The sequence below is a fragment of the Undibacterium sp. TC9W genome, from assembly GCF_049339865.1.
GTDB lineage: Bacteria > Pseudomonadota > Gammaproteobacteria > Burkholderiales > Burkholderiaceae_D > Undibacterium.
In genome coordinates this window covers 271280-286531 of record NZ_JBMPPJ010000005.1, presented here as the reverse complement: position 1 = coordinate 286531, position 15252 = coordinate 271280, and the positions used below count along the sequence as shown (strand labels likewise).

General features: G+C 51.3%; 17 protein-coding genes. 14 read left to right on the top strand and 3 right to left on the bottom strand.

Going from position 1 to position 15252, the window contains the following annotated elements; genetic code table 11:
- Window positions 1-100: 100 nt before the first annotated feature.
- From flhB to motD, 7 genes are read left to right on the top strand one after another with little or no spacing between them, the layout of a single operon-like run.
- Entirely contained in the window at window positions 101-1300 is a 1200-nt protein-coding gene (gene flhB, locus ACO0LN_RS09125) for a flagellar biosynthesis protein FlhB (protein ID WP_422972953.1), read from the top strand.
- Window positions 1297-3384, top strand: coding sequence for a flagellar biosynthesis protein FlhA (gene flhA, locus ACO0LN_RS09120; RefSeq protein WP_422972951.1), 2088 nt, complete (start codon window positions 1297-1299; stop codon window positions 3382-3384). The genes flhB and flhA overlap by 4 nt, the downstream gene beginning before the upstream one ends.
- Window positions 3381-4727, top strand: a complete 1347-nt coding sequence (flhF, locus tag ACO0LN_RS09115) for a flagellar biosynthesis protein FlhF (protein WP_422972950.1) — start codon at window positions 3381-3383, stop codon at window positions 4725-4727. The genes flhA and flhF overlap by 4 nt, the downstream gene beginning before the upstream one ends.
- Complete coding sequence (locus tag ACO0LN_RS09110; RefSeq protein WP_422972948.1) at window positions 4720-5550, top strand: MinD/ParA family ATP-binding protein; 831 nt, start codon at window positions 4720-4722, stop codon at window positions 5548-5550. Before flhF ends, ACO0LN_RS09110 begins: the two co-directional genes overlap by 8 nt.
- 8 nt (window positions 5551-5558) lie before the next feature.
- Window positions 5559-6290, top strand: a complete 732-nt coding sequence (locus ACO0LN_RS09105) for an RNA polymerase sigma factor FliA (protein WP_162058567.1) — start codon at window positions 5559-5561, stop codon at window positions 6288-6290.
- Window positions 6272-7012: a flagellar motor protein gene (locus ACO0LN_RS09100; protein WP_422972945.1), complete on the top strand. Its 741-nt coding sequence runs from the start codon at window positions 6272-6274 to the stop codon at window positions 7010-7012. Before ACO0LN_RS09105 ends, ACO0LN_RS09100 begins: the two co-directional genes overlap by 19 nt.
- Before the next feature lie 30 nt (window positions 7013-7042).
- Window positions 7043-7894, top strand: a complete 852-nt coding sequence (motD, locus tag ACO0LN_RS09095) for a flagellar motor protein MotD (RefSeq protein WP_422972943.1) — start codon at window positions 7043-7045, stop codon at window positions 7892-7894.
- Window positions 7895-8061: 167 nt separating this feature from the next.
- Here the strand turns inward: motD and ACO0LN_RS09090 are convergent, their stop codons facing one another.
- The 3 genes from ACO0LN_RS09090 to flgA all read right to left on the bottom strand — a co-directional run bounded on the left by ACO0LN_RS09090 (window position 8062) and on the right by flgA (window position 9715).
- A complete protein-coding gene (locus ACO0LN_RS09090) occupies window positions 8062-8553 on the bottom strand; it encodes a flagella synthesis protein FlgN (protein ID WP_422972941.1) in 492 nt (163 codons plus the stop codon).
- A 3-nt stretch (window positions 8554-8556) separates the two neighbouring features.
- Window positions 8557-8862 (bottom strand): flagellar biosynthesis anti-sigma factor FlgM, encoded by a 306-nt coding sequence (gene flgM / locus ACO0LN_RS09085; RefSeq protein WP_174244936.1) that lies wholly within the window; start codon window positions 8860-8862, stop codon window positions 8557-8559.
- A gap of 127 nt (window positions 8863-8989) precedes the next feature.
- Complete coding sequence (flgA, locus tag ACO0LN_RS09080) at window positions 8990-9715, bottom strand: flagellar basal body P-ring formation chaperone FlgA (protein WP_422972939.1); 726 nt, start codon at window positions 9713-9715, stop codon at window positions 8990-8992.
- 185 nt (window positions 9716-9900) lie between these two features.
- On the opposite strand from flgA, the gene flgB reads away from it, so the two are divergent.
- From flgB to ACO0LN_RS09045, 7 genes are all read left to right on the top strand, one after another.
- On the top strand, window positions 9901-10305 hold the full coding sequence (gene flgB / locus ACO0LN_RS09075; protein ID WP_422972937.1) for a flagellar basal body rod protein FlgB: 405 nt from the start codon (window positions 9901-9903) through the stop codon (window positions 10303-10305).
- 15 nt (window positions 10306-10320) lie between these two features.
- Window positions 10321-10725: a flagellar basal body rod protein FlgC gene (gene flgC / locus ACO0LN_RS09070; RefSeq protein WP_162040922.1), complete on the top strand. Its 405-nt coding sequence runs from the start codon at window positions 10321-10323 to the stop codon at window positions 10723-10725.
- Window positions 10726-10747: 22 nt separating this feature from the next.
- Window positions 10748-11425, top strand: coding sequence for a flagellar hook assembly protein FlgD (locus tag ACO0LN_RS09065; protein WP_422972934.1), 678 nt, complete (start codon window positions 10748-10750; stop codon window positions 11423-11425).
- Window positions 11426-11497: 72 nt separating this feature from the next.
- On the top strand, window positions 11498-12832 hold the full coding sequence (gene flgE / locus ACO0LN_RS09060; protein ID WP_422972932.1) for a flagellar hook protein FlgE: 1335 nt from the start codon (window positions 11498-11500) through the stop codon (window positions 12830-12832).
- A gap of 60 nt (window positions 12833-12892) precedes the next feature.
- Entirely contained in the window at window positions 12893-13633 is a 741-nt protein-coding gene (gene flgF, locus ACO0LN_RS09055) for a flagellar basal-body rod protein FlgF (protein ID WP_422952097.1), read from the top strand.
- 86 nt (window positions 13634-13719) lie between these two features.
- Window positions 13720-14502 (top strand): flagellar basal-body rod protein FlgG, encoded by a 783-nt coding sequence (gene flgG, locus ACO0LN_RS09050; RefSeq protein ID WP_422952096.1) that lies wholly within the window; start codon window positions 13720-13722, stop codon window positions 14500-14502.
- Between the two features lie 45 nt (window positions 14503-14547).
- On the top strand, window positions 14548-15216 hold the full coding sequence (locus tag ACO0LN_RS09045; protein WP_422972930.1) for a flagellar basal body L-ring protein FlgH: 669 nt from the start codon (window positions 14548-14550) through the stop codon (window positions 15214-15216).
- The last annotated feature ends 36 nt before the right edge of the window (window positions 15217-15252 follow it).

Here is a 15252-nt window from a genome sequence, read left to right as displayed (position 1 = left end):
TATTCCCCGCATCTTGTGCTTCTGTCATAGCCAATAATTACACCTGTACATTTGCGTAATCAAAGCAGCACTTGCTTTGAGGAAATAACAGGAGTCGGCAATGGCCGAAGATAGCGATCTCGAAAGAACCGAACCGGCCTCGCCCAAGCGCCTTGAACAAGCGCGGGAAGAGGGCGATGTTCCGCGTTCGCGCGAACTATCTACCTGTACCATCCTGCTGGCAGCAGGTGGTGCGCTCTGGGGCATGGGTGATGGCCTGGTGCGACAGCTGAGTCAGGCACTGGTGTCAGGCCTCTCGCTGGAGCGGGCGATCATCTATGACCATGAACTTTTTTTCTCGCAGGTTGCCGCCAGTTTGATGCAAGTGCTGATGGCTTTTGCACCTATTGCCGGATTGTTGGTAGTAGTGGCACTGGGTTCGCCTTTGTTGATAGGCGGATGGCTGTTCAGTACCAAGGCGCTGACGCCGAATTTCTCACGCATGAATCCTATCTCTGGTCTCGGTAATATGATTTCTACCCGTGCCGGTGTGGAATTGATCAAGGCGATTGTCAAAACCATTTTGGTCGGCGTTGTTGCCTGGATCGTCATCATGGGGCAAAAGAATGCCATCTTTGCCTTGCCGCTGGAGTCTCTGAAGTCTGGCCCTGCTCACGTCGGCCACATGATGGGTGTGTGTTTTTTGGCGATTGTCGGTTCGCTGGCAGTGATTGCTGCAATTGATGCGCCTTACCAGATGTGGCAGTACGCAGAAAAGCTGAAGATGACACATCAGGAAGTGATTCAGGAATCCAAGGAAGCTAACGGTAACCCGCAAATCAAGGCGAAAATCCGTGCTCAGCAGCGTGAGATGGCACGCCGCCGCATGATGTCCGAGATTCCAACGGCTGACGTTGTCGTCACCAACCCGACCCACTTTGCTGTCGCTCTCAAATATACCGAAGGCGGCAATGGCGCACCTAAAGTCATTGCCAAGGGTGCAGATGCAGTCGCTGCAAAAATCCGTGAGCTGGCCAAGGAACACAATGTGCCCCTGTTGGAAGCCCCACCACTGGCGCGTGCCTTGTACAAACACACAGATCTCGGCGACGAAATACCAGAAGCTCTGTATGCCGCTGTGGCAGAAGTACTGGCTTATGTTTACCAATTGCGCAGTTATAGCAAGGGCGATGGTAATAAACCTGTCAAACCAAATGATTTATATGTACCACCAGAGCTTGACCCCAATAATCAAATACAGAATCAAACGCAAAATCAGACACAGAATCAAACAGTTAATCAAGCGGGAGCCCAAGCATGAATAGCTTCACCTTGCCTGCCTGGATGAATGGCATGAACACCAGGGCGCTGGCGGCGCCTTTCCTCATCATCCTGATGCTGGCGATGATGATTTTGCCTTTGCCCGCTTTTATTCTGGACGTGTTCTTCAGCTTCAATATTGCGATTGCGATTATCGTTTTGCTGACCAGCTTATATACAGTCAAGCCACTGGATTTCATGGTGTTCCCGACTGTGCTGCTGGTGAGTACGATGTTACGTCTGTCCCTGAACGTCGCCTCCACCCGCGTGGTGCTGACAGAAGGCCACACTGGTCCGGATGCTGCTGGTAAAGTGATCGAAGCGTTTGGTCACTTTTTGATTGGCGGTAACTACACTGTCGGTATCGTGGTCTTCGTCATTCTGACCATTATTAACTTTACCGTTGTCACCAAGGGCGCGGGTCGTATCGCTGAAGTGGGTGCACGTTTTGCCCTGGATGCGATGCCAGGTAAACAAATGGCGATTGATGCTGACTTGAATGCCGGCCTGATCGCCGAACAAGAAGCCCGCCGCCGCCGCACCGAAGTAGCGCAAGAAGCTGAATTTTATGGCGCCATGGACGGTGCAAGTAAATATGTACGTGGTGACGCGGTTGCGGGCATCATGGTCACGGTCATCAATATCGTCGGTGGTCTGGTGGTGGGTATGGTCCAGCATGACCTGGATTTTGCCACCGCTTTGAAAAACTATACCTTGCTGGCGATTGGTGATGGCCTGGTCGCACAGATTCCTTCGCTGATCATTTCTACCGCAGCCGGTGTCGTGGTCTCGCGCGTGGCCAGTGATCAGGATATCAGTGGTCAGTTGATAGGGCAGTTGTTTGCCAAACCTCAGGTCATGATCATCACCGGTGGCATTATCGGTGGCATGGGCATCATACCTGGCATGCCGCATATCGCCTTTGTTCTGCTGGCAGCCATACTGGTCGGTGGTGGCTACATGCTCAACAAGCGTGGCCAGGTTGCCCCTGTGGTTGAAGAAAAGGTAGATGCTCCTGCCAGCACTGGTCAGGAAATGGAAGAAGCAACCTGGCAAGACATCCTGCCTGTTGATACCCTGGGTCTGGAAGTTGGTTATCGCCTGATCCCCCTGGTCGATAAAAACCAGAGTGGTGAACTCCTGCGTCGCATCAAAGGCATACGCAAGAAATTTGCCCAGGAAGTGGGATTTTTGTCACCTCCTGTCCATATACGCGACAATTTGGAACTCAAGCCTTCGGCATACAGGATCACTCTCAAGGGTGTGGAAGTCGGCGCCGGTGAGGCATTGAGCGGACAGTATCTGGCGATCAATCCTGGCATGGTGACCGGTAATTTGCCTGGTGCTGTCACTAATGATCCAGCCTTTGGCTTGCCAGCGATCTGGATAGACGCCGCACTGCGTGAGCAGGCGCAAGCGATGGGGTATACCGTGGTCGATTCTGGCACCGTCATTGCCACTCATCTGAATCACCTGATCACCAGCCATGCCGCTGAATTGCTGGGCCGTCAGGAAGTACAGTTGTTGATGGATCACCTTGCAAAAGACATGCCAAAAATGGTGGAAGAACTGGTGCCAAAAGCCCTGCCCCTGTCCATCCTGCAAAAAGTATTGCAAAACCTGCTTATCGAAGGTGTGCATATCCGTGATATGCGTACCATTATTGAGACACTGTCTGAGCATACCATGCATACCCAGGATGCGAATGAGCTGACAGCCCAGGTCAGGATTGCTTTGGGCCGCGCCATCATCCAGCAAATCTTCCCGACCGGGAATGAGATGACCGTCATGACACTGGATAACCGTCTTGAACGCCTGTTGATGCAGGCCTTGCAAACCAGTGGGTCTGATGGCTCAGGCATAGAACCAGGTCTGGCCGATACCCTGGCAAGCCAGACCGAAGCAGCTGCCCAGCACCAGGAGCAAATGGGACTGACACCGGTCTTGCTGGTGCCCGCGCCATTGCGCGCCTTGCTGTCACGCTTCCTGCGCCGCAATTTGCCGCAACTTAAAGTCTTGTCACACGCAGAAGTACCTGAAACAAAAACCATTAGAGTCACCAGTCTGGTCGGAGGTCAATCATGAACGTCAGAAAATTTACCGCGAATACTTCTCGCGAAGCTTTGCGCATGTTGCGCGATGCTTTGGGGGCAGATGCCGTGATCCTGTCTAACCGTAATGTGGGCGGCAAGGTGGAGATTCTGGCCATGGCAGATGAAGCCATCAGCGCCATTGCACCGGATGCTGCAGAAGCACTTGCAATGCCAGAGATGCAGCCAATTCCGCAGGTGCCTCAGTTGCCACGCTTTGCGCCACGTTTCCAGAATGAGGACGCAGTCAGCCTGCATCGCCCTCTGGAAAGGCCAGTAGAGCGGAGCATGAATGTGCCTAGCTTCAAATCGCAGACAGGTGCGAGCAGCTTTGCCAGTGACATTGAGGCACCTGTCAATGCCAATGAGTTGAATAATGTTATGTCAGAAATCCGGGCCATGCGCAGCATGCTGGAATCTCAACTTGCAGAAATCTCCTGGACACAAACGCAAAAACGCCAGCCACAAAAAGCAGAAATCCTGCGTGAATTGCTGGCTACCGGTTTTAGCGCCAGTCTGTCACGCTATCTGGTAGAAAAACTGCCTGAAACTGGCAAGCTTGAAAATGGCCTGGATTGGATCAAGAATGTGCTGGTGCGCAATCTTTCTACTATCGACAATGAAAACGAAATGCTGGAAAAAGGTGGCGTGTATGCCCTGGTCGGCCCTACCGGTGTGGGCAAGACCACGACTACGGCCAAGCTGGCTGCCCGTTGCGTCATGCGACATGGTCCATCCAAGCTGGCATTGATCACGACGGACGGTTATCGTATAGGCGGTTTTGAACAATTGCGCATCTACGGCAAAATTTTGGGTGTCATGGTGCATGCGGTCAAGGATGAGGCAGATTTGCGCATCGCCTTGTCCGAGCTCAAGAACAAGCACACCGTCCTGATCGATACTGTCGGTGTCAGCCAGCGCGACAAAATGGTGACTGAACAGGTGGCGATGTTGTCTGGAACAGACACTCCAGTGAAGCGTTTGCTGTGCCTGAATGCGACTTCAACTGGTGAAACCTTGAGCGAAGTGGTGCGTGCTTATCAGGGCAATGGCCTGGCAGGTTGCATTTTGACCAAGCTCGATGAGGCAGCGACCATAGGTGGTGCGCTTGATATTGCGATACGCCAGAAGCTCATGGTGTATTACGTCGCCAGTGGTCAGCGTGTGCCAGAAGATCTGCATATCGCCAACAAACTGTATCTGATAGACCGAGCTTTCAAACTCAAGCGCGAAACAGCGGCTTTCCGTTATCTGGATGAAGAATTACCCTTGCTGATGGCGGGCGCGGTTTCCGCACAAGCATCAGGACGTGCTGGTCAGGAGGTGTCCCTTGGCTAGTTTCGATCAGGCAGAAGGCCTGCGCCGTATGCTGGCTGGGCCAAAACCACGGGTATTTACCTTTTTGTCGGCCTTGAGAGAAGATGAAAAGAGCGGCATGCTGGTGAATCTGGGTGTGTCACTGGCACGCCAGGGTAACCAGGTCTTGATGGTGGATACACGCTCTTCAGAAAACAGTGTGGGCGCCTGGTTGAATGCGAACCTTGATCAGACCTTATTGGATGTAGCGAGACAACAGCGTACAATGAAGGAAGCAGTCAAATTGGTGGCTGCTGGCCTGTCGGTGACGATGCTGGCCCGTCATGCATGGCTGCCGCCAGAAAATACACGGCAATTGTCCAAAGTGTTTGATGTGGCGGCCAACCGTGCGGACCTGGTTATCGTCGATAGCGAGATCAACCTGGATGACAGTTTTCCGCTGGCGACGCTGGATGACAGCGAGCTGGTAATACAGGTTTCTGCTGACCCCGACATGATCAAGGCTGCTTATGGATTGATCAAGCGTGTGAGCAACAGGCTGGGGCGGCGCGGTTATGGTATTTTAGTGTCCGGTGCATCGGAAAAAGAGGCAAGATTGATTTATACGAATATGGCGCAGGCGGCCAGCCGTTACCTGGCAGTGCCACTGCACTACGTTGGCCATGTGCCGGAAGATGAACACGTAAGAAAGGCTGCACATTTGGGACGCTCTGTGATTGATGCTTTTCCTAAAGCCCTTGCTTCGCTGGCATTCTCCCGGCTGGCTGAACAATTGGCAAAGACCGTGCGTTCCACCTTATGTGCAGAGGGAGTCCCTGAGCTGGGTGTCGGTCTCGGAATGTAATCAGAAAAATGTACACCGCGAGCGGAAAATCAGATAAAAACTTCCTTTTGAGGGAGCATGCGCCTCTGGTCAAGCGTCTGGCTTACCAGTTGAAGGCGCGCCTGCCTCCCAGTGTGGAGGTGGATGATCTCGTGCAGGCCGGTATGATAGGCCTGCTGGATGCCGTTAACCGCTACGAAGATACCCATGGCGCCCAGTTTGAAACCTATGCGGTACAACGCATACGCGGTGCCATGCTGGATGAATTGCGTAGTAGCGACTGGCTGCCGCGTGGCGTGCGCCAGAACATGCGCAAGATAGAAAATGCCATGAATGTGCTACAGCAAAAGCTGGGCAGGCCACCGCTGGAAACCGAGGTGGCGAAGTCGCTCAAGCTGAGCCTGGAAGAGTACCAGAACCTGCTGACAGACAGTGGCGGGCACCAATTGGTGTACTACGAAGACTTTCATGATGCGGATACCAAGGAACATTTCCTTGATCATTATTGTTCCGATGCGTCAGGTGACCCCTTGCAGGATTTGCTCAATGACGACTTCCGTGATGCCGTCATCGGTGCGATAGACAGCTTGCCCGAGCGGGAGAAACTGCTAATGGGTCTGTACTACGAACAGGAATTGAATCTCAAGGAAATCGGTGCCGTGATGGGCGTATCAGAGTCACGGGTCTCGCAATTACATAGTCAGGCTGTTGCCAGGCTCAGGGCATACTTAAGGGAGAAAGCGTGGACTGGGCTAGCGTAATCGGATTGATACTGGTGATATTTGGCATAGTCACCGGACAGTTGATGGAAGGGGGCAACCTGTCTTCGCTGGTGCAACCCGCCGCCTTTGTTATCGTGGTAGTGGGAACGCTGGGTGCAGTGCTGCTGCAAAGTCGGCTCAACACCTTCAAGCGCGGCATCCGTATGCTGCGTTGGGTGGTTTCCGAGCCCCCTGATACCAGCAAGAAGAATGTCGCTGATGCTTTGATCTGGAGTGTGGTTGCCCGACGTGAAGGCTTTTTGAGCCTTGAGCGTTATATGAATGCCTCATCCGACCCTTTCATCAGCAAGGGCCTGCGTCTGGTGATCGATGGCATAGACCCGATACGCCTGAAAGACATCCTCGACGTTGATATTTCATTATATGAAATGGAGCAACGCCAGGCTGCTAAAATCTGGGACGCTGCCGGTGGTTATTCGCCTACCATAGGCATTTTGGGTGCGGTGCTGGGACTTATCCATGTCATGGAAAATCTCAGTGACCCGTCCAAGCTCGGTGGTGGTATTGCCGTTGCCTTTGTGGCCACGATCTATGGCGTGGGCCTGGCTAACCTGTTATTTTTGCCCGTCAGTAATAAACTCAAGGAAATCATAGGCCGTGAAGTGACGCGCCGTGAAATGTTATCCGATATTTTTTATAGTATTGCTCTGGGCGACAGCCCGCGCGTGGTGGAAGAAAGACTGACCAATCACCGCAATTAAGCGATGCAGTGACATTGAAAAAATACACTTATGGCAAGAAAAAAATACCACGAAGAACCAGAAAACCATGAAAGATGGCTGGTTTCTTACGCGGATTTTATTACCTTGCTGTTTGCCTTTTTTGTTGTCATGTATGCCATCTCCTCGTTGAACGAAGGTAAATACCGGGTCTTGTCCAACTCACTGACTGGTGCCTTTGGTAAAGTCATGACGGTGAATCCCAAGCCTGTCGATGCGCAGCTTGAACAAAAAATCAAGCTCGATCCCTTGCCCCTGGTCAAAAACCGTATCAATGAAGCTTTGCGCAAGGAAAAAGCGCAAATGACGACCATGGCCAAAGATATCATGACCGTGCTGGAGCCTCTGGTACGTGAAGGTAAGGTCAGGGTGACGCAGACCAGCCGTGGCATTACCATAGAAATTAATGCCAGCCTCTTGTTCGCCCCTGGTGATGCGCGCCTGAATGTCGATTCCGTACAGGCACTGAGGGCAATTGCCGGTGTCCTCAAGATTGATACCCATGCGATACAGGTCGAGGGGCATACCGATAATTTGCCTATCAATAACCCCATCTTCCCGTCAAATTGGGAATTGTCGGCCGTACGCGCCAGTACGGTTGCCCGTTTGCTCACTGAAAATGGGGTGGATGAAAACCGTGTGACGGCAGTGGGGCAGGGGGCAAAACTGCCTGTTAGTGATAATGACACGCCGGAAGGGCGAGCCAGGAACAGGCGTGTATCCGTCACCATACTGGCAGTATTGCCTGAACCTGCGGTAGAGGTACCCTTGAGCCCAGCGTCAGGGCCGGCTGCAACATCATTGCCTGCGCAAGCGGCGCGACCAGCGGCGGCATCTTTGTCTGGCACGGCACCGGTGCCTTGAAAACCTGAAAATCCTGAAGATTAAGGAGTTTTGCCAGTTGCTGGCGGGATAGTCGGCGCAGTATGGTCAGCGCATACGGTCATGCTAGCGAAGTCGTGTTCAGAGTTAGTCGCCAGCGAAAATCACCAGCGCTTCATCAATGCGCAAGCAGGATCGCACAAGCACCATCAGGTGGCGATATAGCCCTTGCCTGGCGTAGTTTTGACGGTTGATTGACCGTTGGGGCCATACATGGAGCCGGCCTGATTATTGTTTTTTTGCAATAAATGCAAGGTTGCCTGGTTCAGCGATAGTCTGCGGTTGATCAGCAAACCATTAGTCCGGTTGTCTTCTTTGGCTTGCACGGTCAGTTGCAATAGTGCATCCCAGTCTTGTGCACTGGTTTGGGCGACGCCGGCTTGCTGCAAATAAGCCTGCATGCCGTCTATATCAGCATTAAATCCAAGTTCATTCAAAAAGTTGTTTCGTTTTTTTTCCAGTTCTGTCATTTTGATCACAAGCTGTCCCTTGCTCTGGGTAAAGTCATTGAGCTGGACTATATCGCTTTCGACCAATGCCGCCTGCTCTTGCTTGAGCAAATCAGCGAGCGAAGACATGATGCTCACCTCTTCTTGCAGGCATTGTTGAATAGCGCTATGTCCGGAACCTGTTGCGTTCATTTTTTAACGTTTTCTGGCGTTGAGCAAATCTTTAACTGTTTCCAGAAGCCCATCAGCGACTTTTTCCGAATTGACCTGGAAGCGTCCTTCGGAAATAGCCAGCTTGATAGCTTCCACCTTCTTCGTCTCAAACACAGCATTGCTTGCCTGCGTACTTTGCAAGGCTTGCAACTGTGAAGACAGGGTCGAAATTTGTACTTTCGACGAATTCGCCACGGGTACCGCGGTTTCTGCGGGTTTTTCCGTGCGAGCCTGTTGCGGGCTGACTGGCAGTCCGGCGGTCTTATTTAGTGCGTCATCAATTTTCACAGCGATACCCTCTAGTGTGGGACTTACAAACATCTACATCCAGTTTATCGGCTGTGTAATTTTAAACTTTAACCTTACTGTAAAAAAATATTGCATGTGCTTAATTCCATACACAAATATCTTGCCATCAGTAAACTATTTCTATAATGCCACCGTTCTTCGCAACCCCACTGATGGTTTGCCCTGAACTGGTCTTGGCCTTGGCAATCTGACCATCTGCTGCATTATTGAGGGCGATGGCATCTGTTGTCACCTGGAAACCTGGGCCATTGCTGATGATTCGCACCGATTGCCCTTGTTGCACGACCGCAGGGCTTTTGAGGGCGTCAAGGCGCATGACACCACCGGAAGCCATGGAAACCTGCATGGTTTTGCCTATCGCCTGTTCAGGCGCGGTGATGACGCCGGCGGGCATTTTCGCAATATCGCCCCTTTGTTTGCTTAAATCGCTGAGTGAGATGACTTGCCCATGGGTAAGCGCATTGGCTGCCACGTAATAGTCTGCCGTCACTTGTACGTTCGCCTGCAAATACACCAGCCAGGGTGCGGGAGCAGTGCAGCGTATTGCCAAGGTGACTTTCCCCCAGGGTTTGCTGCCCGGTAATAAATAAGGGTTGGGGTTGTCGCAGGCTTGCAGATTGAGGCGTTTATCGACTTCGCCTACTGTTACCTGTACATCATTGCTGAGACCTGATGCCTGTAGTGTCAAAAAGTCCAGAGCGATCTTGCGCAACTGCGCAGCATCCTGGACCTGGCTGATGGGCGCAGCCTGACTAAGACATGTCAGGCTCATCAAGGACAGAGCCAAAACTTGCTTGTAGTTGGGTTTGCTGTATATCTTTGCGGCTTTCATCATGTTTCCTGCCGGGGTTGTGCTGAACTCCATTTTAGGATTCGTGGGCGTTTTTGAATGCCTGAATAAACGGGTTTTTCCCTTTCTGCTCGCCTGATCAAACTTGCGCCCCGACGAATAAGATGCAAGGTATAGAAAACCCTTGTGTGCCTTAAGCGCATGACGCGATGGCGAAGGAGAGGAAGATGGTTGGCAGGTTAGATGACTTTTTGAAATTCCATGAGGCTGCACTATCACTGCGTGGTCAGCGTCAGCAGTTGCTCGCATCCAATATTGCCAATGCTGACACGCCCAATTACAAGGCGAAGGACATCGATTTTTCCAGCGCGCTCAGTCATGCGTTGGGGCAAAACCTGAATCAGTCTCCAACCGCCTTAAGCAAGACTACAGATCAGCATATCGACACTCCGGGTAGTGTGGCAGGCATGACACCACAATATCGGCCCACGGTACAGGGTAGTGTTGATGGCAATACGGTTGATATGGATGTGGAACGCAATCAGTTTACCGACAATGCCCTGCGTTATGAGGCCAGCCTGACCATCATCAATATGCAGATCAAGAATATGTTGGCAGCCATACAGGGATAAACAAGGATAATCATCATGTCACTCTTTAATGTCTTCAATGTTGCCGGATCAGCCATGAGTGCGCAGTCACAGCGCTTGAACGTGGTGACCAGTAACCTGGCCAATGCCGACAGTGTCACCAGTTCAGACGGTACTCCTTACAAGGCCAAGCAAGTGGTTTTCAGCGCGGTGCCAGTTGCTGGCACGGCTTCTACCGCCGTCAAGGTAAATGAGGTTGTAGAAGATACTAATCCGCCTAAACTGATGTATGACCCAAAACACCCGATGGCAGATGAAAAAGGCTATGTCGCCATGCCGAACGTGAATGTAGTGGAAGAAATGGTGAATATGATTTCGGCATCACGTTCATACCAAAACAATGTAGAAGTCATGAATGCAGCAAAAACCATGCTGCTGAAAACCTTGACTTTAGGGCAATAAGATTTTCTGTAAGGAATAGATCATGGCTACTACCAGCGGCGTACAAAGCAGCACCGTCGATCCAACATTGCTGGCGACGATGAACGGAGCAAAAGCTTCGACAAATTCGACTGAAGATGCAAAAAACACGTTCATGACCTTGCTGGTCACCCAGCTCAAGAACCAGGATCCGTTGAACCCCATGGACAATGCCCAGGTGACTAGCCAGCTTGCTCAATTATCAACGGTCTCGGGTATCGATAAATTGAATGCATCTGTGACTGCCCTGGGTGCCAGTTTCCAGAGCGGGCAAAACCTGCAGGCTGCCAATATGATAGGCCATGGCGTGATAGCCCCGGGCAATACCATGGTAGTCACTGATGGCAAGGGGATTTACGGTGTTGAATTGCCACAGGCAGCCAGCAATGTCGAAGTGGTGATCCGTGACAGTTCGGACGTGGTCGTCAGAAAAATGACGCTGGGTGCCTTGCCGCAAGGTGTGAATACCCTGACCTGGGATGGTAAAACCGATGCGGGTACGACAGCCGCCAACGGTGCCTACAAATTTGAATTTGTCGCCAATGCGGCAGATAAAAAACTGGATACAACCAGCCTGGCATTTGGCGTGGTGTCCAGCATCACCTCTGGCTCTCAGGGCTTGAAGCTCAGTCTGCCCAATATTGGTGATGTCAGCATGAATGATGTAAGACAAATTTATTGATCCTTGGAGTAATCCTGTATCAAATCCTGCAGTAAAAAGTGAACGAACTAGCCTAAGTAAGGGAGAAATATCATGGGTTTTCAACAAGGACTGAGTGGACTGAATGCCGCTTCCAAATCCCTGGATGTGATTGGTAATAATATTGCCAATGCCAGCACCGTGGGTTTCAAGCAAGGACAAACGCAATTTGCCGACGTCTATGCCAATTCACTTAATGGCTCTTCTGGGGGTACTGTGGGTATTGGTACTAAAGTGTCTGGCGTGGTGCAGCAATTCACGCAGGGCAATATCTCAACGACAAATAACCCGCTTGATATCGCAATCAATGGCGGCGGCTTCTTCCGCATGTCCACCAATGGTGCCGTCACCTACACACGTAATGGCCAGTTCCAGCTTGATAAGCTGGGCAATATCGTCAATGCGCAAGGTGCGCAATTGACTGGCTATGTGGCCAATGCTGCGGGTGTATTATCGACTGGTGCCGCTGCGCCTATCAATATCAATACTGCTGATATTCCGCCTGCGCAAACAACGACCATCAATGCAGTCATGAACCTCGATTCGCGCAAATTGGTTCCTGGTACACAATTGCCAGCGACCATACCGCCAGTGATTACCCCAATCGCATTCAGTGCGACTGATCCGACTACTTATAATAGTTCGACTTCGGTCGCTGTATTTGACAGTCTGGGTAACTCGCATGTGGTTCAATCATTTTTTGTCAAACGTGATAACACAGCTCCTGCGCCTACCCTACCCGTAACAATTGAGTGGGATGTCTTTGCTACAGTCGATGGTGTTTTGATTAATGGTGCCGGTGCTACCACAAATTCCATTACCCGTCTTGGTTTTGATAATTTGGGTAAGCTAAGTGCGGTTACCCCACCATTCTCTCCCACAGATCCACGTGCAACCACCTTGACCGTGCCTGTCAGTACCGGTGCTGTTACACCTATCAATACTACTTTAGATATCAAATACGATTTCACCGGTACTACGCAATTCGGCTCTGATTTCAGCGTCAGTAAAAACACCCAGGACGGTTATGCATCCGGCAAACTGGCGAAGTTCAATACAGCTAAAGACGGTACTATCGTTGGTAGTTATACCAATGGTAAAACTTCAGTTCTGGCGCAAGTGGTATTGGCGAATTTTACCAATCCTAACGGTCTTCAATCGACGGGCGACAACCAGTGGATAGAAACGGCGGCTTCAGGTAATTCCCTGGTCGGGCCACCAAATTCTGGCGCTCTGGGAACTTTGACTTCCTCTGCGACAGAAGATTCCAATACTGATCTGACAGGTGAACTGGTGAACATGATTACTGCACAACGTGTTTATCAGGCCAATGCACAGACCATTAAAACCCAGGATCAGGTTTTGCAAACACTGGTCAACCTGCGTTAATAGTGATTTTTATTTGAATTGACATGCGTCTTTTAAATTTCAGGCAAACAGGAGCAGCTCATGGATAGACTGGTATATACCGCGATGACCGGTGCCAAGCATATCCTTGAGCAGCAGGCAACCGTCTCGCATAATCTGGCCAATGTCTCGACCACAGGTTTCCGGGCGCAGCTGGATTCATTTCGTGCCGTGCCTGTCAAAAGCGATGGTCTTGCTACCCGCGCTTTTGTCGTGGATGCCACGGTAGGCACTGACTTTTCTACCGGCGCCATGCAAAACACCGGGCGTGAACTGGATGTGGCAGTTGAAGGCAAGGGGTGGCTGGTGGTGGAGAAGGCGGATGGCACCGAGGCCTTCACCAGGCATGGCAGTTTGAAGGTCAATGAAAACGGTATTTTGCAAACGCAGAGTGGTTTGAATGTCGTTGGTGATGGCGGCCCCATCACCATACCGCCGGAAGTATCGATTGCGATTGCCAAGGACGGTACGGTATCGACCATACCCACCGGCACCAAGCCAAATGCAGTGCAAGTCATAGGCCGTCTGAAGCTGGTCAATCCGCCGGAAGAAAACCTGGTTCGCGGCGATGATGGTTTGTTCAAAACCAAGGACGGTGTAGCCGTTGATGCCGATCCTCTGGTCGGTGTAGCTGGTGGCATGCTGGAAAACAGCAATGTGAATGTCGTCGAATCCATGGTCAACATGATTAATCTGGCGCGCAGCTTTGAAATGCAAATGAAGCTTTTGCAGAATGCCGAGAATAACGCCACTAAAGCCAGTCAGATCCTGACTTTGAGTTGATTGCTGATGTAGCACAATAGCCTTGTAGAAGTCTTTGCCGCGAATATAAAGCGACGCAAAGTAAACCAGGGCAAAAGGGGAAAGCAATGATACGTTCACTATGGATAGCCAAGACTGGCCTGGATGCGCAGCAAACGCAGATGGATGTCGTATCCAATAATCTGGCCAACGTCAGCACCAACGGCTTCAAACGTTCACGTGCCGTGTTCGAAGATTTGCTGTACCAAAATATTCGCCAGCCTGGCGCGCAAAGCTCGCAACAAACACAATTGCCGTCTGGCCTGCAACTCGGTACTGGTGTGCGCCCGGTTGCAACAGAAAAGATTTTCACGCAAGGCAATTTGCAACAAACTGGCAATAGCAAGGACGTGGCAATTCAGGGGCAGGGATTCTTCCAGGTTCTGCTGCCTGATGGTTCTACTGCCTATACCCGTGACGGTTCCTTCCAGACTGATAATCAGGGGCAGTTGGTGACCTCCAGCGGTTTTGTGATTCAGCCAGCGATTACTATTCCTGCCAACGCACAATCGATTACGGTAGGCCGCGACGGCACAGTGTCGGTGACCCAGCCAGGTTCGATCGCACCAGTGCAGGTCGGTTCATTGCAATTGGCGACGTTTATCAACCCGGCTGGTTTGATGGCGATGGGTGAAAACCTGTATGTAGAAACGGCGGCCTCTGGCAATCCGGGTACGAATACACCCGGCACCAATGGCGCTGGCTTGCTGATGCAAAGCTTTGTTGAAACATCGAACGTGAACGTGGCGGAAGAGTTGGTCAATATGATACAGACCCAGCGCGCTTATGAAATCAACAGCAAGGCGATCACTACTTCGGACCAGATGTTGCAACGACTGTCGCAACTGTAATGAATTAACTGGCACCCATGCGGATGTATCCAGGTGGGTGAACACATGATGACCTATACAAAATTATCCCTGCTCCTGCCATTGCTGACACTCACGGCTTGCGCCATGACGCCACCACCTATCGTGCACCAGCCCACATCCATTCCGGCGCAATCGGCCAGGCCACAAAAGCAGGCGAATGGTGCAATTTTCCAGCAAGCCACTTATCGCCCTTTGTATGAAGATGCGCGGGCCCGTCTGGTAGGCGACACCCTGACCATATCCATCGTCGAGAAAACCTCGGCGGGCAAGGCTGCTGCTGCATCCAACAGCAAGTCTGGTGCAGCGTCTTTTGCTGCACCTACTGTATTTGGTGTGCCGGCAACGACCACGGCACAGGCTGGTCTGGCGACTTCTTCATCGACAAAATATGATGAAAAGGGTGCACAGACTGCCAGTAATAATTTTACCGGTACGATCGCTGTCACTGTCATTGATGTGCTGCCTAACGGGAATTTGCTGGTCAGCGGTGAGAAACAACTGGCCTTTGATAAAGGGGCAGAGTTTGTGCGTTTTTCTGGTGTGATCAATCCCACCACGATAGCTGCAGGCAATGTTGTCGCTTCTACGCAGGTGGCAGATGCGCGATTTGAATATCGCTCTACGTCGAAGATTGATATGACAGAAATGAGTTCGATGTTTTCACGGTTTTTCCTTAGCTTCCTTCCTTTATAGCGAATTTTTTAGCAAACTCTCAGGGTAGTTTTATGA

Bases quoted from the DNA above. Each gene is read 5' to 3' on its own strand.
- flgA (WP_422972939.1), bottom strand. From the start codon at position 9,715: ATGAAAGCCGCAAAGATATACAGCAAACCCAACTACAAGCAAGTTTTG.
- ACO0LN_RS09105 (WP_162058567.1), top strand. From the start codon at position 5,559: ATGTACACCGCGAGCGGAAAATCAGATAAAAACTTCCTTTTGAGGGAG.
- ACO0LN_RS09090 (WP_422972941.1), bottom strand. From the start codon at position 8,553: ATGAACGCAACAGGTTCCGGACATAGCGCTATTCAACAATGCCTGCAA.
- flgB (WP_422972937.1), top strand. From the start codon at position 9,901: ATGGTTGGCAGGTTAGATGACTTTTTGAAATTCCATGAGGCTGCACTA.
- motD (WP_422972943.1), top strand. From the start codon at position 7,043: ATGGCAAGAAAAAAATACCACGAAGAACCAGAAAACCATGAAAGATGG.
- flhB (WP_422972953.1), top strand. From the start codon at position 101: ATGGCCGAAGATAGCGATCTCGAAAGAACCGAACCGGCCTCGCCCAAG.
- flhA (WP_422972951.1), top strand. From the start codon at position 1,297: ATGAATAGCTTCACCTTGCCTGCCTGGATGAATGGCATGAACACCAGG.
- flgF (WP_422952097.1), top strand. From the start codon at position 12,893: ATGGATAGACTGGTATATACCGCGATGACCGGTGCCAAGCATATCCTT.
- flgG (WP_422952096.1), top strand. From the start codon at position 13,720: ATGATACGTTCACTATGGATAGCCAAGACTGGCCTGGATGCGCAGCAA.
- flgE (WP_422972932.1), top strand. From the start codon at position 11,498: ATGGGTTTTCAACAAGGACTGAGTGGACTGAATGCCGCTTCCAAATCC.
- flgC (WP_162040922.1), top strand. From the start codon at position 10,321: ATGTCACTCTTTAATGTCTTCAATGTTGCCGGATCAGCCATGAGTGCG.
- flhF (WP_422972950.1), top strand. From the start codon at position 3,381: ATGAACGTCAGAAAATTTACCGCGAATACTTCTCGCGAAGCTTTGCGC.
- ACO0LN_RS09065 (WP_422972934.1), top strand. From the start codon at position 10,748: ATGGCTACTACCAGCGGCGTACAAAGCAGCACCGTCGATCCAACATTG.
- ACO0LN_RS09045 (WP_422972930.1), top strand. From the start codon at position 14,548: ATGATGACCTATACAAAATTATCCCTGCTCCTGCCATTGCTGACACTC.